23 protein-coding genes are annotated in these 21574 nt (G+C 64.0%); 12 read left to right on the forward strand and 11 right to left on the reverse strand.

Translation table 11 applies throughout. The annotated features are described in order from the left end of the window. Positions 1–196 precede the first annotated feature (196 nt). The 5 genes from BSG19_RS17880 to BSG19_RS17900 form a co-directional block, all read right to left on the reverse strand. On the reverse strand, positions 197–472 hold the full coding sequence (locus tag BSG19_RS17880; RefSeq protein ID WP_092989372.1) for a sulfurtransferase TusA family protein: 276 nt from the start codon (positions 470–472) through the stop codon (positions 197–199). Positions 473–486: 14 nt separating this feature from the next. Further along, positions 487–2025 carry a L,D-transpeptidase family protein gene (locus BSG19_RS17885; RefSeq protein ID WP_092989373.1) on the reverse strand — a complete coding sequence of 513 codons (1539 nt, stop codon included), beginning with the start codon at positions 2023–2025 and terminating at the stop codon, positions 487–489. Positions 2026–2245: 220 nt separating this feature from the next. Continuing rightward, positions 2246–3199, reverse strand: a complete 954-nt coding sequence (locus BSG19_RS17890) for an acetyl-CoA carboxylase carboxyltransferase subunit alpha (protein ID WP_092989374.1) — start codon at positions 3197–3199, stop codon at positions 2246–2248. A gap of 65 nt (positions 3200–3264) precedes the next feature. Continuing rightward, positions 3265–4200, reverse strand: a complete 936-nt coding sequence (gene xerD / locus BSG19_RS17895) for a site-specific tyrosine recombinase XerD (protein ID WP_092989375.1) — start codon at positions 4198–4200, stop codon at positions 3265–3267. Continuing rightward, positions 4197–4358 (reverse strand): hypothetical protein, encoded by a 162-nt coding sequence (locus tag BSG19_RS17900; RefSeq protein WP_092989376.1) that lies wholly within the window; start codon positions 4356–4358, stop codon positions 4197–4199. The genes xerD and BSG19_RS17900 overlap by 4 nt, the downstream gene beginning before the upstream one ends. 160 nt (positions 4359–4518) lie before the next feature. Between BSG19_RS17900 and BSG19_RS17905 the strand changes: the two genes are divergently transcribed. From BSG19_RS17905 to BSG19_RS17915, 3 genes are all read left to right on the forward strand, one after another. Further along, positions 4519–5100, forward strand: coding sequence for a shikimate kinase (locus BSG19_RS17905; RefSeq protein WP_092989377.1), 582 nt, complete (start codon positions 4519–4521; stop codon positions 5098–5100). A gap of 70 nt (positions 5101–5170) precedes the next feature. Continuing rightward, positions 5171–6304 carry a 3-dehydroquinate synthase gene (gene aroB / locus BSG19_RS17910; protein ID WP_092989378.1) on the forward strand — a complete coding sequence of 378 codons (1134 nt, stop codon included), beginning with the start codon at positions 5171–5173 and terminating at the stop codon, positions 6302–6304. Then, positions 6301–7605, forward strand: coding sequence for an HlyC/CorC family transporter (locus tag BSG19_RS17915; protein ID WP_092989379.1), 1305 nt, complete (start codon positions 6301–6303; stop codon positions 7603–7605). The genes aroB and BSG19_RS17915 overlap by 4 nt, the downstream gene beginning before the upstream one ends. A gap of 13 nt (positions 7606–7618) precedes the next feature. Here BSG19_RS17915 and BSG19_RS17920 read toward each other — a convergent pair whose 3' ends face one another. Further along, a complete protein-coding gene (locus BSG19_RS17920; protein ID WP_092989380.1) occupies positions 7619–7900 on the reverse strand; it encodes a BolA family protein in 282 nt (93 codons plus the stop codon). A gap of 153 nt (positions 7901–8053) precedes the next feature. Here BSG19_RS17920 and BSG19_RS17925 point away from each other — a divergent pair, with 153 nt between their 5' ends. From BSG19_RS17925 to BSG19_RS17940, 4 genes are all read left to right on the forward strand, one after another. Continuing rightward, positions 8054–8692 carry a J domain-containing protein gene (locus tag BSG19_RS17925; protein ID WP_092935493.1) on the forward strand — a complete coding sequence of 213 codons (639 nt, stop codon included), beginning with the start codon at positions 8054–8056 and terminating at the stop codon, positions 8690–8692. Between the two features lie 65 nt (positions 8693–8757). After that, positions 8758–9753, forward strand: coding sequence for a cobaltochelatase subunit CobS (cobS, locus tag BSG19_RS17930; RefSeq protein ID WP_062474891.1), 996 nt, complete (start codon positions 8758–8760; stop codon positions 9751–9753). A 4-nt stretch (positions 9754–9757) separates the two neighbouring features. Next, the gene (cobT, locus tag BSG19_RS17935) at positions 9758–11656 is read left to right on the forward strand and encodes a cobaltochelatase subunit CobT (RefSeq protein WP_092989381.1); all 1899 of its coding nucleotides are present in this window, start codon (positions 9758–9760) and stop codon (positions 11654–11656) included. Positions 11657–11789: 133 nt separating this feature from the next. Further along, entirely contained in the window at positions 11790–12704 is a 915-nt protein-coding gene (locus BSG19_RS17940) for an esterase-like activity of phytase family protein (protein WP_092989382.1), read from the forward strand. Between the two features lie 226 nt (positions 12705–12930). On the opposite strand, the gene BSG19_RS17945 is transcribed toward BSG19_RS17940, so the two are convergent. Together BSG19_RS17945 and rpmB are read right to left on the reverse strand one after the other, a co-directional pair. Further along, entirely contained in the window at positions 12931–13572 is a 642-nt protein-coding gene (locus BSG19_RS17945; RefSeq protein WP_092935490.1) for a queuosine precursor transporter, read from the reverse strand. A 163-nt stretch (positions 13573–13735) separates the two neighbouring features. Further along, the gene (gene rpmB, locus BSG19_RS17950) at positions 13736–14032 is read right to left on the reverse strand and encodes a 50S ribosomal protein L28 (RefSeq protein WP_092935489.1); all 297 of its coding nucleotides are present in this window, start codon (positions 14030–14032) and stop codon (positions 13736–13738) included. Between the two features lie 315 nt (positions 14033–14347). Between rpmB and BSG19_RS17955 the strand changes: the two genes are divergently transcribed. Both BSG19_RS17955 and BSG19_RS17960 read left to right on the forward strand, forming a co-directional pair. Continuing rightward, positions 14348–15091, forward strand: coding sequence for a DUF3108 domain-containing protein (locus BSG19_RS17955; RefSeq protein ID WP_244529318.1), 744 nt, complete (start codon positions 14348–14350; stop codon positions 15089–15091). Positions 15092–15142: 51 nt separating this feature from the next. Then, positions 15143–16051: an aromatic amino acid exporter YddG gene (locus BSG19_RS17960; protein ID WP_092989384.1), complete on the forward strand. Its 909-nt coding sequence runs from the start codon at positions 15143–15145 to the stop codon at positions 16049–16051. On the opposite strand, the gene BSG19_RS17965 is transcribed toward BSG19_RS17960, so the two are convergent. Beyond that, positions 16036–16488 (reverse strand): cupin domain-containing protein, encoded by a 453-nt coding sequence (locus BSG19_RS17965; protein ID WP_092989385.1) that lies wholly within the window; start codon positions 16486–16488, stop codon positions 16036–16038. The two genes, BSG19_RS17960 and BSG19_RS17965, sit on opposite strands and share 16 nt — an antisense overlap. Then, positions 16488–17258, reverse strand: coding sequence for a hydroxyacylglutathione hydrolase (gene gloB / locus BSG19_RS17970; protein WP_092989471.1), 771 nt, complete (start codon positions 17256–17258; stop codon positions 16488–16490). The genes BSG19_RS17965 and gloB overlap by 1 nt, the downstream gene beginning before the upstream one ends. Before the next feature lie 171 nt (positions 17259–17429). On the opposite strand from gloB, the gene BSG19_RS17975 reads away from it, so the two are divergent. The 3 genes from BSG19_RS17975 to BSG19_RS17985 all read left to right on the forward strand — a co-directional run bounded on the left by BSG19_RS17975 (position 17430) and on the right by BSG19_RS17985 (position 20333). Beyond that, positions 17430–18185 carry a class I SAM-dependent methyltransferase gene (locus BSG19_RS17975; RefSeq protein WP_092989386.1) on the forward strand — a complete coding sequence of 252 codons (756 nt, stop codon included), beginning with the start codon at positions 17430–17432 and terminating at the stop codon, positions 18183–18185. A gap of 107 nt (positions 18186–18292) precedes the next feature. Continuing rightward, a complete protein-coding gene (hisC, locus tag BSG19_RS17980; protein WP_092989387.1) occupies positions 18293–19399 on the forward strand; it encodes a histidinol-phosphate transaminase in 1107 nt (368 codons plus the stop codon). A gap of 7 nt (positions 19400–19406) precedes the next feature. Continuing rightward, complete coding sequence (locus tag BSG19_RS17985; RefSeq protein ID WP_092989388.1) at positions 19407–20333, forward strand: prephenate/arogenate dehydrogenase family protein; 927 nt, start codon at positions 19407–19409, stop codon at positions 20331–20333. Between the two features lie 12 nt (positions 20334–20345). On the opposite strand, the gene BSG19_RS17990 is transcribed toward BSG19_RS17985, so the two are convergent. Next, the gene (locus BSG19_RS17990) at positions 20346–21347 is read right to left on the reverse strand and encodes a DUF2125 domain-containing protein (protein WP_092989389.1); all 1002 of its coding nucleotides are present in this window, start codon (positions 21345–21347) and stop codon (positions 20346–20348) included. Positions 21348–21574 lie beyond the last annotated feature (227 nt).

Genomic DNA, 21574 nt, shown 5'->3' on the forward strand with positions numbered 1-21574 from the left:
GCTCCGTCCTCCGTCATGCTCGGCCTTGTGCCGGGCATCTTCTGCCGTTCCCGCAGACGCAAGACCACGGTTCTTCAGATCGCGGGCAGCGAAGCGGATGCGCGGCACAAGGCCGAGCATGACGACCGGGGGTGTTGTCGCTCAAGGTCAGAACAAGGCCGTCAAGCGTCAATCGACCGGCGACTGTATGTGACCGTCAGTCTTCAGCCTTGCGGATCAGAAAGCTGTGCCCGCGTTCCGTTGCGGTTTGACGCAGGAGGCGGTGTCCGTCCTCGCCGCAGAAATGCGGGATGTCGATGACGGCGAGGGGGTCGGTGGTTTCCACCAGCACCAATGCGCCGGGCCCAAGAGCCGCCAATCGCTTTCGGGTGCGGATGACGGGCAGCGGGCACTTCAGGCCCTTGAGGTCGAGGGGAAGCGCCCGTTCTTCAGGATCGTCACATGGCGGTGTCGGGCTCGCATCCGAGGCCATCGGCGCGGTCCGCCCTACCAGAGCTTCCAGAACGGCTTCTTCTTGCCCTCGGGCTGCTGCTCGGCAACCGCCTGCGGGATCTGCATTTCACCCGAAGCCGGTGCGCCGGTCGTTTGATCGGCGGGTGCTGCCTGCGTCACGGCCGCCGGCTCCGCGCCCTTGTGGCCCGGCTTTACGGTCACCTTGCGCGTTTCCACATGGACGGGAACACCAGCCGTGATGTCGCGGCTCGTCTTGACGGATGCGGTCTGGCTTGCTGTCTGGCTCTGGCCCGTCGTGTCCGCGCTGGCGGTCTGCGGTTCGCCAAGGAGAGGGCCGGCGGCCGGATCGGTGGCCGTAATGGGTGCGGGCTTCTTGAACAGGTTGCCCCAGAAGCCGCCCTGGCCGGGAGCCGGCGATGCGGATGCGATCTGGGCGACCGGGCGGGGCAGCGGGTTTTCCTGCGGGATGGGCACGCTCTTCCCGTTGCGGGTGCTCTGTTCAAGCGCTGCCGTCTGGATCTCGATGGCTTTCTTCGCCTCTTCGAGCTCGGCGCGGTGCGCCTCCTGCTTTTCGAGGTCGGCGACCTTCATCAGCTTGCCGGCATCGAGCGAGGTGCCCGTCGGGGCATAGGCCAGTTCGCGGCCGGCGCGCTGTTTGGCGACCACCGCCTTGCGCTCGGCTTCGCTCGGTTCGTACCAGACGAGGCCATCCAGCTTCTTCAGCGCCTTCGCGTAGTCGGCATCGTATTTCTTGTTGTAGGTCGCCAGCGCCATTTCCATGGAGGGTGGCGTGGAGAGCGCCGGGCACTGGCCCGTCGGGTTCATCTTGCCGGCAACGCTCTTGTTGAACACGTATTTCCGGTCGCAGATCGCAAATTCCGGCGGGCGCTTGGTAATTTCGAACTGGTCGTACCCTTCCTTCAGGTTCTTCCAGAAATCGTAATGCGGGCTGTTGCGGTGGCGCGCCATGTTTTCCGCGGTCATGCGGAAAGGCAGCGCCTGCAGCTGGATCGTCGACTGGCCGCCCTTGAAGGCGTCGCGGGCGAGCGCGAAGATTTCCTGCATCTGCTCGTCCGTCATCGAGTAGCAACCCGAGGACGAGCAGGCGCCATGGATCATCAGGTTGGTGCCGAATCGGCCATTGGCCCGGTCGAACTGGTTGGGAAAGCCGGTATTGATGGCAAGGTAATAGCTGGAATTCGGGTTCAGCTGGCCGGGGGCGAGGGGATAATAGCCCTCCGGCGCCTGCCGGTCGCCTTCCTTCACCTTCGGCCCGAGCTTGCCGGACCAAGCGCAGATCTTGTACTCGCGCAGCTTTTCGAAGCGGTTGGCGGTATTGGCCTTCCAGACCTCGAGTGCGCCTTCTTCCTTGAAGATGCGCAGCATGATCGGCGAGGTCTTCGCCATGCTCATCGCCTGCATCTTCTGCACGATCTTGCCGGAGAGTTCGTAGCCGGTCTTGCTGGTGACCTTCTTCAGATCCACATCGACGCTATCGACCACTTCTTCCGTGGTGCAACCCGCAAGAAACAAGCCCATGACGGCGGCGGCAAGGATATGTGTCAGACGCATCGGCAAGAGCCCATCGATAGGAAAGTCGGACGCGACTCTTCCCTAGCGGCGGAGTCTGCCAGAATCAATACGGTTTTATGCTTCACAAAATGTTAACCGCATCGGTCGCCGAAGATCGCGCGCAGGTGGCACGATCAAGGCCTGACAATCATGGCGGGGATGGGGCAGGGCGCCATCGTTCTGCATCCCGCCTTCATACTTCGGGAGAGCCCGGCCGTTTTCAGAGCGAACGGCCGATGCTCAGATACTTCTCGCGGCGCTCCTTGCGCAGGTCTTCGCCCTTGCGGCTGGAGAGATCCTTCAGCGCGTCGGCGATGATGCCGCCTGTCCGGTCGATGACGAGATCGGCATCGCGATGCGCGCCGCCGACCGGCTCCTCGATGATCCCGTCGATGATGCCGAAGGCCTTCAGGTCTTCCGCTGTGATCTTCATGTTGGTTGCAGCTTCCTTGGCGCGCGTCGAATCGCGCCAGAGGATCGAGGCGGCGCCTTCCGGCGAAATGACCGAATAGATGGCGTGCTCCAGCATGTAGACGCGGTTGCCGGTGGCAATCGCGATCGCGCCGCCGGATCCGCCTTCGCCCAGCACGACGGAGATGATCGGAACCTTGAGGTTCAGACACATCTCGGTGGAGCGGGCGATGGCTTCCGCCTGTCCGCGTTCCTCGGCACCGATACCGGGATAGGCGCCTGCTGTGTCGATCAGCGTGATCAGCGGCAGGCCGAAGCGGTCGGCCATTTCCATGACGCGGATGGCCTTGCGGTAGCCTTCCGGCCGGGCGCTGCCGAAATTATGCTTGATGCGCGACTTGGTGTCGTTGCCCTTTTCCTGGCCGATGACGGCGACAGGCATGCCGCGGAAGCGGGCAAGCCCCGCCTGAATGGCGGCGTCCTCGGCAAACTTCCGGTCACCGGCGAGCGGCGTGAAATCGGTGAAGAGGCCGGCGGCATATTCCTGGAAGTGCGGGCGCTGCGGATGGCGCGCGACCTGCGTCTTCTGCCAGGGTGTCAGCTTGGAGTAGATCTCGACGGTCGCCTCTTTCGCGCGGACTTCGAGCCGTTCGACTTCGTCGCTCGTATCGATGCTCTCGTCCTCGCCGGCGATCTTCTTCAGCTCGTGAATCTTGCCTTCGAGGTCCGAGATCGGCTTTTCGAAATCGAGATAGTGATGCATGAGATGCGGTTCCGATCGTTTCGACGCGGGTCTCCCGTGGCATTCCAGAACGGGAGGCGAGCGTCCTAATCCTGTTTTTTGGCCTGTTTGGCAAGAGGGTGATGGTTTTGCACAAGGTCGTGCAGCCTTTCCTCCAGCACATGCGTGTAGATTTGTGTGGTCGAAATGTCCGAATGACCGAGCAGTTCCTGCACGGCGCGAAGATCTGCGCCGTTGGCCAGAAGGTGGCTGGCGAAGGCATGACGCAGCACATGCGGCGAAATCGAGGCGACGCGAACGCCGGCCCGTCCGGCAAGGCCCTTCAGGTCGCGTGCAAAGACCTGACGGGGGAGATAGCCGGATTCCGAGCTGGACGGGAAAAGCCACGGGCTGTCCTCGCCGCCCGTTTCCGCCTGCATCCGCGCACCGTAGCGCTGGAGGCTCGCGATCGCGCTGCGCGACAAGGGCACCATGCGCTCCTTGTTGCCCTTGCCGCGCACGATGAGGAAGCGGCCATCGCGGGCGAGCACCGACGCGGGAAGAGAGACGAGTTCGCTGACGCGCATGCCGGTCGCGTAGAGAAGCTCGATCAGGGCGGCCATGCGCAGCTTGTCGAGACCCGGCTCGGCCGTCGCCTCTGCTTCGGCCTGGCCGATAAGACGCGTCACATCGTCGACACTCATGGTCTTGGGTAGCGGGCGACCCTTCTTCGGCGCATCCAGCACGCCGGTCGGGTCGTCGGTGCGGATGCCTTCGGCATAGAGGAACTTGTAGAACTGGCGGAGCGCCGACAGGCGGCGGGCCTGCGATGATGCCTTGAAGCCCTGCGCGGCGAAGTCGGCGAAATAGGCACGAAAATCGTCCGGCCCCGCTTCGGTCGCCTTCACGCCGCGCGCTTTGAGAAAAGCCAGGATGTCCTCCAGATCGCGCTGATAGGAGGAGAGCGTGTTGACGGCCGCGCCGCGCTCGACGCTCATCATTTCCAGAAAGGATTCGAGATGGGCGGACGACAGATCCATTATTTCGGCGACACCTGTTCGGAGTTCAGCCGCTCGGGCGGTATGCGGATCGTCACGTCGCGCTCAGCCGGATCGACGAAGGTGACGAGAGCGAGCATGGTTCCATAGACGGCGCCGGCGATGACGAGGCAGATGAAGAGAAACCGGACAAGGGTAGGCATGATCGTCTCCGAGGCAACGAACTATATGGAGCCATGCCCGCCGGATCGCAAGCGCAAGCAGGTTTGGGTGCGGTTATGAAAGACGCGAGGCTCCTTGCGCGACTTGACGCTCCCCCCGGTTTTGTCGATAGAACAGGGAAATGGGGAAAGTCTTGCGGTGATGAGCGACGTGGTCGAGCCGGTTTCGGAAACGCTGGTCAAGCGGGCGAGAGCTGTGCTCGGCCGGCGCAACCTCGTCTTCGTGGGGCTGATGGGAGCCGGCAAGTCGGCCATCGGCCGGCTGACGGCGCAGGCGCTGTCGCTGCCTTTCGTGGATTCGGATCACGAGATCGAGCGCGTTTCGCGCATGACCGTCACGGAGCTCTTCGCTGCCTACGGCGAAACGGAGTTCCGGGCACTGGAAACCCGAGTGATCAAGCGGCTACTGCAGTCGGGCGCCCGCATCGTCTCCACCGGCGGCGGCGCCTATATCAACCCGCAGACGCGCCGGCATATCCAGAAGAGCGGCGTTTCCATCTGGCTGAACGCGGACCTCGACGTGTTGTGGGAGCGGGTCAACAAGCGCGACACGCGGCCGCTGCTGAAGACCGAAAACCCCAAGGGCACGCTCGAGAAGCTGATGATCGAGCGGTATCCGATCTATGCAGAGGCGGATGTCAGCGTGCTCTCGCGCGACGTCAAGAAGGAACGCATCGTGGAAGAGGTGCTGGAAGCCATCGCCGCCATGCCTTCGAAAAAGTAGGCCCTCCTGAGACGTAGCGCTGCCGAAGAACAAACGTCGTCAGACACCAGAAACTAAAGTGAGCCGAGCGATGAGCGAAACCCCGACCGTGCGCAAGATCCATGTTCCGCTCGGCGACCGTGCCTATGACATCCTGATCGGCCCCGGCCTGATCGGCTCGGCCGCGCAGGAGATCGCCGCGCGGCTGACCGGGCGGCGGATGGCGGTGGTGACGGACGAGAACGTCGCGCCGCTCTATCTCAAGCCGTTGATGGATAGCCTGGCGCAGGCGGGGATCGAGGCGGTGTCGGCCATTCTTCCGGCGGGAGAGAAGACAAAGAGCTTCGAGCACCTCATTCCCGTCTGCGAGACGATCCTCGGCGCGCGCATCGAGCGTAACGATGCGGTCATCGCGCTCGGTGGCGGCGTTATCGGCGACCTCACGGGCTTTGCCGCCGGCATCGCCCGGCGGGGCTCCCGCTTCATCCAGATCCCGACCTCGCTGCTGGCGCAGGTCGACAGTTCCGTCGGCGGCAAGACCGGCATCAACTCGCCGCATGGCAAGAACCTGATCGGCGTCTTTCACCAGCCGGATCTGGTGCTCGCCGACACCGACGTGCTCGACACGCTGTCGCCGCGCGAATTTCGCGCCGGCTATGCCGAAGTCGCGAAATACGGCCTGATCGACAAGCCGGACTTCTTCGCCTGGCTGGAGGCCAACTGGCAGGCGGTCTTTGCCGGCGGTGCGGCGCGCATCGAGGCGATTGCACTGAGTTGCCAGGCGAAGGCCGATGTGGTCGTGGCCGACGAACGCGAGAACGGCCGCCGGGCGCTGCTCAATCTCGGCCATACCTTCGGCCACGCGCTGGAGGCCGCCACCGCCTATGACGGTACCCGTCTCGTACATGGCGAGGGTGTGGCGATCGGCATGGTGCTCGCGCACGCGTTTTCCGCCCGGATGAACCTTGCCAGCCCCGACGTGACGGCACGGGTGGAGGCGCATCTGCGCACCGTCGGCCTGCCGACGCGGATGAGCGAGATCCCCGGGCAACTGCCGCCGGCGGAGGTGCTGATGGACGCGATCGCGCAGGACAAGAAGGTGAAGGGCGGCAAGCTCACCTTCATCCTCACCCGCGGCCTTGGCGAGGCCTTCGTCGCCGACGACGTGCCGACCTCGGCCGTGCTGTCGTTTCTCGCCGAAAACCATCCCGATCGCGCGGCATGACCATGGAGGCGCTGGTGGCCCTCCTTCTGGCGCACGGGCCGGCGGTTCTGGCGATCCTCCTGATGATCGTGCTTGCGGCGTTCCTTTCGGGCTCGGAAACGGCGCTCACGGCGGTATCACGCACGCGCCTGCACACGCTCGACGTTCAGGGCGAGGAGCGTGCAGGCGTGGTGGACCGGCTGATCGACCGGCGCGACCGGGTGATCGGCGCGCTGTTGCTCGGCAGCAATCTGGCGCGCGTTCTCGCGACCTCGGTTGCCACCGGCCTGTTTCTCTCGGTCTTTGGCGCGCCGGGCGTTGCCTATGCGACCATCGCGATGACGATCCTGCTCGTGGTGTTGGCCGACGTGCTGCCGCGCAGCTGGGCGAATGCGGCGCCGGAGCGGTTCGCGATCGGTGTCGCGCGACCGGTGCGGGTGGTCGTCGCGGTCGTCGGGCCGCTGTCGAGCCTCGTGAATGCCATGGTGCGGGCGATCATGAAGGCTTTCGGCTTCAACCTCTCGCGTGAGGCGCCGATGCTGACGGCGCATGAGGAGTTGCGCGGGGCGGTCGATTTTCTTCATCGGGAAGGCGCGGTCGTCAAGGCGGACCGCGACCGCGTCAGCGGCGTGCTCGATCTCGACGAGCTTGAAGTGTCCGACATCATGGTGCACCGGATGGCGATGCGGGCGCTGAATGCCGATGATCCGCCGGCCGTCAACGTGAAGGCCGTGCTGGACAGCCCCTATACGCGCATGCCGGTGTGGCGTGGCTCGGCCGACAACATCATCGGTGTGCTCCACGCGAAGGATCTTCTGCGGGCTCTGGCGGAGCCGGATGTCCAGCCGGACACGGTCGATATCGTCAGAATCGCGCAGAAACCCTGGTACGTGCCGGATGCGACGAACCTTGCAAACCAGCTCAGCGCCTTCCTGCGCCGCAAGAGCCATTTCGCCATCGTCGTCGACGAATATGGCGAGGTGCGCGGGCTGGTGACGCTGGAAGATATTCTGGAGGAGATCGTCGGGGATATCGCCGACGAGCACGATCCCGATGTCCGCGGCGTCTATCCTCAGGCGGATGGGTCGCTCGTGGTGGATGGCGGGGTGCCGATCCGCGACCTGAACCGGGCGCTCGACTGGTCGCTGCCGGACGGCGAGGCGACGACCATTGCCGGTCTCGTGATCCATGAGTCCCGAACGATACCGGACGAACGGCAGGCGTTTACCTTCTACGGCAAGCGCTTCATCGTCATGAAGCGCGTCAAGAACCGCATCACCAAACTGCGCATCCGCCCGGCCGAGAATACCGCCCCTACCTGAACGTCTGCGTCAGCTACCAGCGTGTCTCTTCGCCGGGAGCCGCGGGCTCGACGGCAAGGGCGTGGAGGCCGGCGTCGAGTTCCGGCTTCAGGAGATCGTTGATCGCGCGGTGTCGGGCGATGCGGGACATGCCGGTAAAGGCATCCGCGACGATGCGTACGCGCATGTGGGTCTCGCCGGTGCCGTTGAAATCGGCGTGATGGCCGGCATGAAGATGACTTTCGTTGATCACGGCAAGCCGGGAGGGCGCGAAGGCCTCGGTGAGCCTTGTGGTGATCCGCTGCTCTAACGACATGGTTTTGCCTCGTTTTTCTGGCTTGCGATAAGAGGTGGACGCGGCGGTCGGACCTCTGTCGCTCAACATGCCGTGCTCCTGGCAAATCACCCTCAAAAAGCCTGCAACATTCGCGTTTGTCAATTCTTGTTGTGACCCCTCCATCACACCATAATGTGTGCCATGAAGCTCGACTCAAAATACTTCGATACCATCCGGACGAAGCGACGCGGGACCACCCGGAAACCGGAGCCCGTGGCCCCGACGTGCCAGTGGGACGGCTGCGAGGAAAATGGCGGGCATCGCGCTCCGGTCGGGCGCAATGCCGAAAACCAGTATTTCATGTTCTGCTTCGAGCACGTGAAGGAATACAACAAGGGCTACAACTACTTCTCCGGCCTGTCGGACAACGAGATCGCGCGCTACCAGAAGGAAGCGCTGACGGGGCATCGACCGACCTGGACGCTGGGTGTGAACCGCAGCGCGAAGAACGCGCCGGAGCAGGGCCAGACACGGTCCGGTTCGGCGGGCTCCAAGGCGCGGATGAGCGACCCGTTCGGCTTCCTGCACGAGGCCAGGGCGCGCCGGGCGCAGCCGGAGCCGCGCCAGCGCAAGCTGAAGACGCTGGAGACGAAAGCCTTCGATACGCTCGGCCTGCCGGCCACGGCGACCGCCACGGATATCAAGGCCGCTTACAAGGATCTCGTGAAAAAGCACCATCCCGACGCCAATGGCGGAGATCGCGGATCGGAAGACCGTTTTCGCGAGGTCATTCAGGCCTACCAATTGTTAAAACAGGCAGGCTTCTGCTAGGAAGTACCCCGTCACACTGCAATGCGATATGAGGCCCAGCGCGAAGCGCGGCCGCCGGAGACATGATGAGCAAGGTAGACCTCGATATTTCCAATCTTCCCGATACGACCGTATCCGTCCGCGAGGTCTTCGGAATCGACAGCGACCTGCGCGTGCCAGCCTATTCCAAGGCCGATGCCTACGTGCCGGACAGCGATCCCGATTATCTCTTCGACCGCGAGACCACGCTGGCCATTCTCGCCGGCTTTGCCCACAACCGCCGCGTCATGGTGTCGGGTTATCACGGCACGGGCAAATCAACGCATATCGAACAGGTCGCCGCTCGGCTGAACTGGCCCTGCGTGCGTGTCAACCTCGACAGCCATGTCAGCCGTATCGATCTCGTCGGCAAGGATGCGATCGTCGTCAAGGACGGCATGCAGATTACCGAATTCAAGGACGGCATTCTGCCCTGGGCATACCAGCACAATGTCGCGCTGGTCTTCGACGAGTATGATGCCGGCCGCCCGGACGTGATGTTCGTCATCCAGCGCGTGCTCGAGTCGTCCGGTCGCCTGACGCTGCTCGACCAGAGCCGCGTCATCAGGCCGCACCCCGCTTTCCGTCTGTTTGCGACGGCCAACACGGTCGGCCTCGGCGATACCACCGGCCTTTATCACGGCACGCAGCAGATCAACCAGGCGCAGATGGACCGCTGGTCGATCGTGACCACGCTCAACTACCTGCCGCACGACAACGAAGTCGATATCGTCGCTGCCAAGGTGAAGGGCTTCACCGAGAAGCGCGGCCGCGACACAGTGTCGAAGATGGTGCGCGTTGCCGATCTGACCCGTGCTGCCTTCATCAACGGCGACCTGTCGACCGTCATGAGCCCGCGAACCGTCATCACCTGGGCCGAGAACGCGCATATCTTCGGCGATATCGCCTTTGCGTTCCGCGTGACGTTCCTCAACAAGTGCGACGAACTGGAGCGGGCACTGGTGGCCGAACATTACCAGCGGGCCTTCGGCGTCGAGCTGAAGGAAAGCGCCGCCAACATCGTTCTCGAAGCGACGGCCTGATCGCATGGCAGGGCGCGGCGACAATACGAGACCGAAACCCGGCGTCCAGGTGGATGTCGAACCGTTCCGCCGCGCGCTGACCGGCTGCATCCGCTCGATCGCCGGTGATTCGGAGATCGAGGTCGTGTTCGCCAACGAGCGCCCCGGCCTCACCGGCGACCGTATGCGCCTGCCCGACATTTCCCGCCGCCCCACGCGGCAGGAACTGTCGGTGACGCGCGGCATCGGCGACAGCATGGCGCTGCGCAAGGCGTGCCACGACGACCGCATCCACGCGACCATGTCGCCGCAGGGTGCGGATGCCCGCGTCATCTTCGACGCCGTGGAGCAGGCGCGTTGCGAGGCCATCGGCTCGATGCGTATGGATGGCGTGGCGGAGAACATCTCCTCCATGCTGGACGAAAAATATGCCCGCGCGAATTTCGGCGCCATCGAGCGGCAGGCCGATGCGCCGATCGAGGAGGCCGTGGCGCTGATCGTGCGCGAGCGGCTGACCGGCCGCAAGCCGCCGGAATCGGCTGGCAAGGTGCTCGATCTCTGGCGGTCCTTCATCGAGGAGAAGGCCGGCCGCGAGATGGAGAACCTCTCCGGCGCCGTCAACGACCAGCAGGCCTTCGCCCGCGTGGTGCGCAACATGCTCGCCTCCATGGATGTGGCTGAGAAGTACACCGACGAGGAAGCCGAACCGGACGACCAGGAAACGCAGACGGACGAGGACCAGCCGCGCAGCCAGGAGCAGGACGAATCCACGTCCGAAGAGGATGCCGGCTCGGATGCCGCGCCGTCCGAAGAGAACGAATCTGCCGAAGAGCAGATGGAAGACGGCGAGATGGACGGCGCCGAGATTTCCGACGAGGAAATGTCGGACGACGGTGACGAGGACAGCGAGACGCCCGGCGAGGTCAAGCGGCCGAACAGCCCCTTCGACGACTTCAACGAGAAGGTCGATTACTCCGTCTTCACCGAGGAATTCGACGAGACCATCACCTCCGAAGAGCTATGCGACGAGGCGGAGCTCGACCGGCTGCGCGCCTTCCTCGACAAGCAACTCTCGCATCTGCAAGGCGCCGTCGGCCGTCTGGCGAACCGGTTGCAGCGCCGCCTGATGGCGCAGCAGAACCGCTCTTGGGAATTCGACCTCGAAGAGGGCTACCTCGATCCCGCGCGCCTGACGCGTCTCATCATCGACCCGATGCAGCCGCTGTCCTTCAAGCGGGAGAAGGACACGAATTTCCGCGACACAGTGGTGACGCTGCTGATCGACAATTCGGGCTCCATGCGCGGCCGGCCGATCACGGTCGCTGCGACCTGTGCCGACATTCTGGCGCGGACGCTGGAGCGCTGCGGCGTGAAAGTTGAAATCCTCGGCTTTACCACGAAGGCGTGGAAGGGTGGCTTGGCGCGTGAAAAATGGCTGGCGAGCGGTAAGCCGCAGGCGCCGGGCCGGCTGAACGATCTGCGCCACATCATCTACAAGTCGGCCGATGCGCCCTGGCGCCGGGCCCGGCGCAATCTCGGGCTGATGATGCGCGAGGGGCTGCTGAAGGAAAATATCGATGGGGAAGCGCTGATCTGGGCACACAACCGCCTGCTGGCGCGGCCCGAACAGCGGCGCATCCTGATGATGATCTCGGACGGCGCGCCGGTTGATGACTCGACCCTGTCGGTCAATCCGGGCAATTATCTTGAGCGTCACCTGCGGGCCGTGATCGAGCAGATCGAGACCCGGTCGCCGGTCGAATTGCTGGCCATCGGCATCGGCCACGACGTGACACGCTATTATCGCCGCGCGGTCACCATCGTGGATGCCGACGAACTGGCCGGCGCGATGACCGAGCAGCTTGCCTCGCTGTTTGACGACGAGAACGGACGCGGACGACGCGCAGCCCGGCGTGCGGGCTGAGCCACCCAGGCGGGGCAGGCCCGTAAGCTGTGCATGGTGCCGGCTCGCGGTCCTCGCGGGCTTCTGGGCGTGCGCCTCGCTTGCGCCGGCGCAAGCGGCAAACCCTGAGCCTGATCAGCCGGTCACCGAGGCGATGACGATCTTTGCAAAGAAGATCGAGACGTTTCGGTTCGGTTCCGACCAGCGCGTGTTCGGCAAGCTGGAGTTCGTCGGCGGTCTCGACCTCACCTCGAGCAATGCCTTGTTCGGCGCTTTTTCATCAATCCGTTTTCGCGCCGATGGCGAACATTTCGTCGGCGTGCTCGATACGGCTCACTGGCTCGAAGGCCGCATCGAGCGGGATCCCGGCGGCCGACTGTCGGGCCTTGGCGACGTTACCGTGACGTCTATGAAGGACCGGCAGGGTCGCACAGAGAGCGCCAAGGCACTCATGGACTCCGAAGGTGTCGCATTGCGTGACGGGCAGGTGCTCGTCAGCTTCGAAGGCGACGCGCGGGTGGATATCTATCCCGATCCCGGCTTCACGCAGTCGCGGCCGCTCAGAACCTTGCCGATTCTGCTTCCACGCGACAGGCTGAAGCGCAATCGCAGCCTCGAAATGGTGGCAGTATCGCCAAAGGAGAGCCCGCTTGCAGGCGCCCCCGTTATCGTCGCCGAGCTTTCCTTCGACAAGAATGACCACCTCCTCGCTGCCGTGCTCGAAGGGCCGCGCAAAGGCGTGTTCGGCGTGGTGCAGAAGGATCCCTTCGCTGTGACGGACGGTGCCTTCCTGCCGAATGGGGATCTTCTGCTGCTCGAGCGGCGTTTCAGCTTCGCCGCAGGTCTCGGCATGGAAATCCGGCGCATCAAGGCTGACGACATCCGCCCCGGTGCCGTTGTCGATGGCGAGGTGCTGATCTCCGCCGATCTCGGCTACCAGATCGACAATATGGAAGGCCTCGATGTGGTCGTCCAACCCAGTGGCGACACCCACCTCATCCTCGTCTCCGACGACAACCACTCGATTCTCGAGCGATCGCTGATGCTGGAGTTCAAGCTTCTGCCGTGATGGCGGGGGTGTCGGGTATGGCGCTGCTATGGCGCTGCGCGCTGCCCCTCATCTGCCTGCCGGCATCTTCTCCCCGCTTGGCGGGGAGAAGAGACTCGTGGCGCCTTCTTCGTTCCCTCACCCACAACCGTCACGAAGAAGCGAGCGCTTCCCGCATATCCCTTCTCCCCGCAAGCGGGGAGAAGGTGGCGGCAGCCGGATGAGGGGCTGCGACCTCCGACCAACCTCAGACGCGCGCTCCCGGCGCTCCCGGCATCGGCTTCAGGACGTTCATCAAGGCGCCGTAAGGCAGCAGCAGCACCAGGCCGACGAGGATTTTGACGACGAGATCGCCGAGCGTCCAGGAGATCCAGCGGGGCGCTTCCGTCGTCAGAAGGCCGAGGATCGGAGAGGACGCGAGAGCGAAGGGGTCGTTCGGGCCGATGAAGGCAAAGATCGGGGCGAAGGCGAGGGAAAAGAATATGGCCGTGTCGAGCGCCGAACCGAACAGCGAGCCGGCGAGTGGCGCGCGCCACCATCGTTGACGGCGCAGGCGGTTGAAGACCGAGATATCCAGAAGCTGCCCGAAGAGGAAGGCCGAGCCGGAGGCGATGGCGATGCGCGGCGTGGCGACCATGATGGAGATCACGACGGCGACCGCAAAGCCGCAAATGACGACACGTCGGGCGATCTTCGGCCCGAACTGGCGGTTGGTGAGGTCGGTCACCAGAAAGGCGGCGGGGTAGGTGAAGGCGCCCCAGGTGAGAAGATCACCCAGCTGCATGCCGGCGATGGAGCCGGGCAGGGGGAACTGGACCAGAAAGTTCGAGGCGACGACCACGAGGGTCATCAAGGCAACGTAGGTTGCGAACAGGCGTGTGTTCAGCATTTTTTTATCCTGGGTGATGCCACCAGTTGGAGGAGAGGATCTGCTGCCCGGATGGCGGCAGGTCCCTATGAAACGTCAGATGCGAAACCGTATCACATGCGCATGGAAAAGGCCCGCCGATGACGGCAGGCCAAGATCCGGAATGCTCAGGCTTCGTTGCTTATCAGGCAGCGACGGCTTCTGCGGTCTTCTTGACGATCTGGCGGCGCAGCAGGCGTGCGCGCTGCGACAGGTCTACTTCGCTTGCCTTGAGCAGGAAAGCGTCGAGACCGCCACGATGCTCGACCGTGCGGAGAGCTGCAGCCGAAACGCGAAGGCGGAAGCGCTGGTTCAGCGAGTCCGAGATCAGCGTGACCTGGCACAGGTTCGGCAGGAACCGGCGCTTGGTCTTGTTGTTCGCGTGGCTCACATTGTTGCCCGACTGGACGCCCTTGCCGGTCAATTCGCAACTACGGGACATGGAATCACCTATTTCTTTTCGCCTGCGTTCAATGCGTTTGCGGGCCACAAGCCCAAGCAGCATTCCCACCGGTCATGATTGGAAAGTTGCGGTTCTATAGTCAGAGCCGCAGCGCACGTCAAGACAAAACACCGGAATTTCCCGCAAAGTCGGGGCAGGGCGGTGGAAAAGACGCCTGTATGCCGGTCGGTGCAGGCTCGGTAACACGGGCGTAGAAATGCCGCAAACGCTTCCTATCTCTCCTTCTTTCTCCCGATCTCTTTCGGAAAGGTTCTCGGCATGGCCCTGCGTGTCGGTCTTGCGGCTCTTGCCGCAATGTCCCTGGTAACGGTTCCCACGAATGCGGCACGGCCGGCGGATGTCGTGCACGACACCGATTACACCATCTCGCTCGCCGGCCTTCCGATCGCCAAGGCCTCGTTCCGTACCAAGCTCGATGATCGACGCTACACCATCTCGGGGACGCTGAGCTCGGCCGGTCTCGCGGATATTCTGTCGAGCACGAGCGGGCGCACGGAGGTTTCCGGCATGATCGAGAGCGACAAGCTCGTCGCCACCGACTATTCCGTGCGCTACCAGACCGGCAAGAAGAAGCGCGCGATCGACGTTGCCTTCGACAATGGCAACGTGACCTCGGCGACCCTGACGCCGCAGCGCAAGAAGCCGCCGAAGAACTGGGTTCCGGTGACGAAGGAAGACATGCGCGGCGTGGTCGACCCCCTGTCGGGCCTGATCTTTCCGGCCGGTGCCAAGGTGTGCCCGAAGACGCTGCCGGTGTTCGATGGCGAATCGCGCATGGATCTGAAGCTGAGCGCCAAGGGCACGAAGCCGTTCAAGACCGAAGGCTTCAGTGGCGACGTCATCGTCTGCGGCATCCAGTTCGTGCCAAAATCGGGCTACCGCAAGGGCCGCGAGGATGTGGATTACCTTCGCAAGCTCGACAGCATGGAGATCTGGTTTGCCAAGTCGGATACCGTGCAGGTATATGCTCCGGTCTATGTCCGGATCCCGACGAAGTACGGCCCGGTGACCGTGTGGGCCACGCGCTTCAAGGGGTGATCCGTTTCGGGTCTTATCCCGGCGCCGCCCGCACTATCGGAGAGTGGGCGGATGCAGACCAGAGCGACGTTGATCGGATTTTCCGCCATTCTCATGTGGGCGCTGCTGGCGCTCTTCACGGCTGCATCCGGCACGATGCCGCCATTCCAGCTTTCGGCAATCTGCTTTGCCATCGGTAGTCTTCCCGGGCTCGTCGTGCTGGGGCTCAAGCCGGAGCGGCTGGCGCTTCTGCGGCAACCCGCCCGCGTCTGGGTGGTGGGCATCGTCGGGCTCTTCGGTTACCACGCGCTGTATTTCACCGCACTTCGCAACGCGCCGGCCGTGGAGGCGGGGTTGATCGCCTATCTCTGGCCGCTGCTGATCGTCGTGGGTTCGGCGCTGCTGCCGGGCGAGCGGCTGCGGTGGTATCATGTCGCGGGCGCGCTCTGCGGCCTTGCCGGTACGGCGATGATCGTTGCGCGCAACGGTGTCGCTTTCGACAGCGCCTATACGCTCGGCTATGGCGCGGCGCTGTGCTGTGCCTTCACCTGGGCCATCTATTCGCTGCTGACGCGGCGGTTCGAGGCGGTGTCCACGGATGTCGTCACCGGGTTTTGCCTTGTGACCTCGGTCCTCTCGCTTCTCTGCCATCTTGCGCTGGAGACGACGGTCTGGCCGGACACGGGCACGCAGTGGCTGGCGGTCGCGGGCCTCGGGCTCTTGCCGGTAGGCGCTGCCTTCTATGCCTGGGATTACGGCGTGAAGAACGGCAATATCCAGCTCTTGGGTGTCGCAAGCTACTCGGCGCCGGTGCTTTCCACGCTGACGCTCATGCTGTTCGGATTCGCCGAGCCGTCGCTTGGCATTGCGCTGGCCTGCCTGCTGGTGACGGGGGGCGCTGTGCTGGCAGCACGCGACGTGATCTTCTCGTCACGCAAAGGTTCGGGCAAGCCCAAAGACAGCATTCATCCGGCAGCGTGAGGCGGTTCCCATCCGGGCGGCGCCATCTCGAAGACGCTGAAGTCGAAGCCGGGTGCCACGGTGCAGCCGACGAGGGTCCAGGGGCCGCGTGATTCGGCCGACTGCCATGTGCCGGCGGGAACCACGCCTTGCGGGCGCTCGCCCTTTTCAAGATCCGTGCCGAGAACGATGGTCGTGGCGAGTTCGCCCGGTGCCGCAAGCCGGAGGGTGAGGGCCGCGCCGGCGTAGTGGTGCCAGACCTCGGCAGCATCGAGAACGCGGTGCCAGTGCGATCTCTCGCCCGCTTCCAGCAGATAGTAGATCGCCGTGGAGTGCCCGCGCGAGCCGCCCGTTTGGTCTCGGAACGTCTCGGCATACCAGCCGCCTTCAGGGTGCCGGATCATGCCGAGTGCGGTGACGATCGACCGGGCGTCCTGCGTCTCTCCTTGCGCGCTCATTAAAAATTGTCCTTGCGTTTGCGGATTTCGGCAAAGACCTCGCCATCGCTGGCGGACGGCATGCCCAGATGGGCACGGATGCCGGGATCGGCCGGGCGCAGGAAGGGGTTGGTGCGCTTTTCCAGGCCCAGCGTCGTCGGCGCGGTGAAGCCGCCGCGCTCGCGCAGGTCCTCGATCTCGGCGGCGCGGGCTTGAAGCTCGGGATTGTCAGGATCGACCGTTACGGCGAAACGGGCATTCGACAGGGTATATTCGTGGCCGAAATAGACCTGCGTGTCGTCGGGCAGCGCCATCAGCTTTTGGAGCGAGGACCACATATCGGCGGGCGAGCCTTCGAACAGGCGACCGCAACCCAGCGCAAACAGCGTGTCCGCGGCAAAGAGCAGGCGGTCGTCCGGCAGGTGGTAGCAGATATGGCCGGCGGTGTGGCCGGGTGTGCCGATCACGTGGACCTTGTGTCCGGCGAAGGTGAAATCCCCGCCGTCACCGATCGTCATGTCGATGCCGGGAATGCGCGAGGCCTCGCGATCCGGACCGATGATGGTGGCGTCATAGCGGGTCTTCAAAGCGAGGTTCGCTTCCACATGGTCGTTGTGGTGATGCGTGGTGAAGATGTGCGTCAGCGTCCAGCCGCGCCGCTCCAGCGCGTCGAGGATCGGCTGTTCCTCGGGCGCATCGATCGAAGCCGTCTCGCCGCTCTCGGGATCATGAAGGAGGACACCGAAATTGTCGGTCCGGCAGAGGAACAGGTCAAGTTCGAGCGCTGGCATGATGAGATCCTCGGGGCGAGCTGAGACGGTGGAATCGTCAAGGGAATGTAAAGGCGGAGCATGGGAAGTCCAGCGATAGCCGGCCAAGAGAAGGCCGAGTGCAAAAAACGGCGCGCGAAAATCGTCGTCGCCCTTGTTCCCTTTCTTCGGGACGCGCACTAACCTTTGCGCATGCACGCCGATATCGTCGATCTTCGCCAGTTCTATCATTCGCGGCTCGGGCGTTTCACCGAGCAGGCGATCTCCATGGCGCTCGCCTCCATCTGGGCGCGGTTGCCCGAGGAGCGGCTCGTCGGGCTCGGCTACGTCCTGCCCTATCTGGAGCGTTTCCGTGCCGATACGGAGCGGACCTTCGCCTTCATGCCGGCGGGGCAGGGCGCCGTGAACTGGCCGGTCGCCGAGCTGTCTTCGACGGCGCTGGTCTTCGATGAGGAACTGCCGCTGCCCGACAGCTCGATCGATCGTATTCTCATGGTGCACGCGCTGGAATTTGCCGAAAATCCGCGCGAGACCATGAAGGAAATCTGGCGGGTGCTGGCACCCGGCGGGCGGCTCGTCATCGTGGTTCCCAACCGGCAGGGCGTCTGGGCGCGTATGGACCACACGCCCTTCGGCTCCGGCCGTCCCTATTCGCGCGGGCAGCTGACGGCCCTGCTGCGGGAAACGAATTTTACGCCCGGGGCGTCCTGCGAGGCTCTGTTCTTCCCGCCTTCGACCACGAATACCGTGCTGAAGCTCGGACGCGCCTTCGAGAAGATCGGGCGTAAACTCTGGCCGGTGTTCTCAGGCGTGATCGTCGTGGAGGCTCAGAAGCGGCTTTATCAGGGGCTGCCGGTGGCAGCCCGCGCATCGCGTCGTGTCTTCGTGCCCGTGCTGGCGCCGCAGGGGGTGCCGACGACGCGCGACGGGCAGCCGCCGACGCGATGAGGCCTGTCGGGCCGCGCAGGCCCGGCCTTGCCTTCGACAAACCCTCGACAAGGCGGCAGTGGAGCGGTAATGGCAGAGCCATCCGTGACACCAGCGAAAGCCAGACCATGAGCACCCTCCCGAACGCTCCGACCCCGCGCCCCGGCATTCTCGACATCGCCGCCTATGTGCCGGGCAAGGAACACGCTCCGGGCGTGGCCAAGGTCTACAAGCTCTCCTCCAACGAGACGCCGCTCGGCGCGAGCCCCAAGGCGTTGGAAGCGTTTCGCGAGGCGGCCGGCCAGCTGGAGCGCTATCCGGACGGGCAGGCGATCGAGCTTCGCAACGCGATTGCGGAGGTCTATGCGCTCAACCCGGCAAACCTCATGTGCGGCAACGGCTCGGACGAGCTTCTGGGCCTGCTCGCCCACACCTATCTCGCGCCGGGCGATGAGGCTGTTATCACCGAGCATGGCTTCCTCGTCTACAGGATCCAGATCATGGCGGCCGGCGGCACGCCGGTGACCGTGAAGGAGCGGGATTGCCGCGTCGATGTCGATGCGATCCTCGCCGCCGTGACCGACAAGACGAAACTGGTGTTCATCGCCAACCCCGGCAATCCCACGGGCACCTTCGTGCCCGTCGAAGAGGTGCGCCGATTGCAGGCCGGCCTGCCAAAGCATGTGCTGCTCGTGCTGGATGCGGCCTATGCGGAATATGTCCGGCGCAACGATTACGAGGCGGGCATAGAGCTGGTTTCGTCCAACCAGAACGTCGTGATGACGCGCACTTTCTCCAAGGTCTACGGTCTGGCAGCTCTCCGCGTCGGCTGGATCTATGCGCCTGCCGCGATCATCGATGCGCTGAACCGCAGCCGCGGGCCGTTCAACCTGAATGCTCCGGCCATCGCTGCCGGTGCCGCTGCCGTCCGCGATCAGGGGTTTACGGCCGCAGCCGTGGATTTCAACGCGGAATGGGTGGCGAAGGTGAGCGAGAGGCTGACGGCGCTCGGCCTTGACGTCACGCCATCCGTTGCGAATTTCGTGCTGATGCACTTTCCCGACATTGCCGGCAAGCGGGCGGAGGATGCGGATACGTTCCTGACCAGCCGAGGCTTCGTTCTGCGGGCCGTTCGCGGCTACGGTTTCCCCAATTCGCTGCGCCTGTCGATCGGCACGGAGGAGGCGAATGAAGGCGTCCTTGCTGCCCTGACCGAATTTCTCGGCAAGAACTGAGACCGACATGGCCAAGCTCTTTGAAAAGGTCGCGCTGATCGGCATCGGCCTCATCGGCTCCTCTATCGCGCGGGAAATCCGCGACAAGGGGCTTGCAGCCTCCGTGACGATCTCGACCCGCAGCCGCGAGACGCTCGACCGTGCCGAAGTGCTCGGTCTCGGGGACCGCTATGTGCCGTCGGCCGGCGAGGCGGTGGAAGATGCGGATCTCATCATCGTCTCCGTGCCGGTCGGGGCGTCCGGCGCTGTGGCGCAGGCCATCGCGCCGCATCTGAAGGCCGGCGCGATCGTTACGGATGTCGGCTCCACCAAGGGCTCCGTCATCGCGCAGATGGCGCCGCACATGCCTGACAATGTCCACTTCATTCCCGGCCACCCGATCGCGGGCACGGAATATTCCGGCCCGGATGCAGGGTTCGTCGGCCTGTTCAAGAGCCGCTGGTGCATCCTGACCCCGCCGGCCGGCACCGACGAGACGGCCAAGAGGCAGCTGCGTGCCTTCTGGGAAGCGCTCGGTTCGGATGTCGAGGAGATGGACCCGGACCATCACGACAAGGTTCTGGCCATCGTGTCCCACCTGCCGCATATCATCGCCTACAATATCGTGGGTACGGCGGACGATCTGGAGACGGTGACGGAGTCCGAGGTCATCAAGTATTCGGCGTCCGGTTTTCGCGATTTCACGCGTCTCGCTGCGTCCGACCCGACCATGTGGCGCGATGTCTGCCTGCACAACAAGGACGCGATCCTCGAAATGCTGTCGCGGTTTTCCGAGGATCTCGCCTATTTGCAGCGGGCGATCCGCTGGGGCGACGGGGACAAGCTGTTCGATCTTTTTACCCGCACCCGCACTATTCGCCGCTCGATCATCCAGGCCGGCCAGGATACGGACATGGTCGACTTCGGCCGCCATGCGCTGGACGTGAAGTCCTGAAACCAGTCGGTTTCAAAGCTGCGGCAGAACGCCGATGGGGATGAAGGCGAGGAAAGCAGTGCCGTCGCGCACATTGAGCGTGACGGTGGTGTCATTGCCGCCTGCGGCAAGCGCCGTCAGCATGTTGGCGGCGTTGTCGAGCATGTTCTCGCTCTCGGGAAAGGCTTTCGCCAGCGCCGTGCGCCATGCCTGCACGTCCTGCATCGTCACTTTGAACGCGCCGGAAATCAGCCCCTGATCATCGACCGTGAACGGGCCGTTTGCCGTCGTCACCATGCCGTTGCCGAGATCGATCGTGAGATTGCGCACCTCGCCCGTGCTGTTGCGCAGGGCATGGCGCGAGAGGCCGCCACGATCGAGCACCGTAGCGCGGTCCTTGACCGTGAGATCGATGGCAGCGTTCATCAGCGGCAGGAGGCTTTCGCCGTTGTGGGGCTTCAGGTCAAGCCCGGTGATGGAGACGGCGGCATCGAGATCCGCCGCGTTCTGGCGAAGATGCAGTTCCGTATGGTTCGTGGCAAAGCCGAGCGCATCTTCACCGAGCGTGGGCACAAGCGTGCCGGTCAGGCGTTCGGAAACGACCGATGTGCGGCTGAGGCCCGATAACGTCGCCTGTATGCTCGCCTTCATCGCCTGCCAATCCATCGAGGTCGCGATGCCGGGCGAAAAGCGTAACTCGGCCGGACCGTCCATTTCGATGACGGCATGGCCGGGCCAGTAGACCTGTGCTGCAGACCTGAGTGCACCCGCGGAGCCGGAAGCGCCGAGCTTGGTATCGTCCGCCTTCACGGAATCGCAGAAGAGCCCGATGCGGAAGGGGAAGCCGCGAACGGTGAGGCCATCGCACCGGGCGCTGACGCTGCCGGAGCGGCTGGTGAGGAAGCTTGCGAGCCGTGTTTCGATCTGGTGCGCGGCCAGAAACCAGATGCCGCTATAGACCGCGAGGAAGATCACGATGCCGATGCCGAGACGCTTGATGCGTGTGCCTGCGGCCGGCGGTGCTGTCTGTGTCATGCGGGTCTCCGGTCGGCGATGGATGCAGTGAGGGATCGGCGCGGCGGACGGCGCTTTTGCTGCCGGCACCCTTCCTGCAGGGCTGCGTCGTGCGGGTCTTCTAACGCATAAACGCACCAACCGGAATGCATTCGGGAAAATAGGCATCCTCGCGGAATATCGCCGTCGGAATCGTCAATTCGAAGGCGAAGATGGTTCTGCTCGTTCCGCTTCTGCGTGTTTTGCAG

Source organism: Rhizobium sp. NFR03, assembly GCF_900111275.1.
Classification (GTDB): Bacteria; Pseudomonadota; Alphaproteobacteria; order Rhizobiales; family Rhizobiaceae; genus Ferranicluibacter.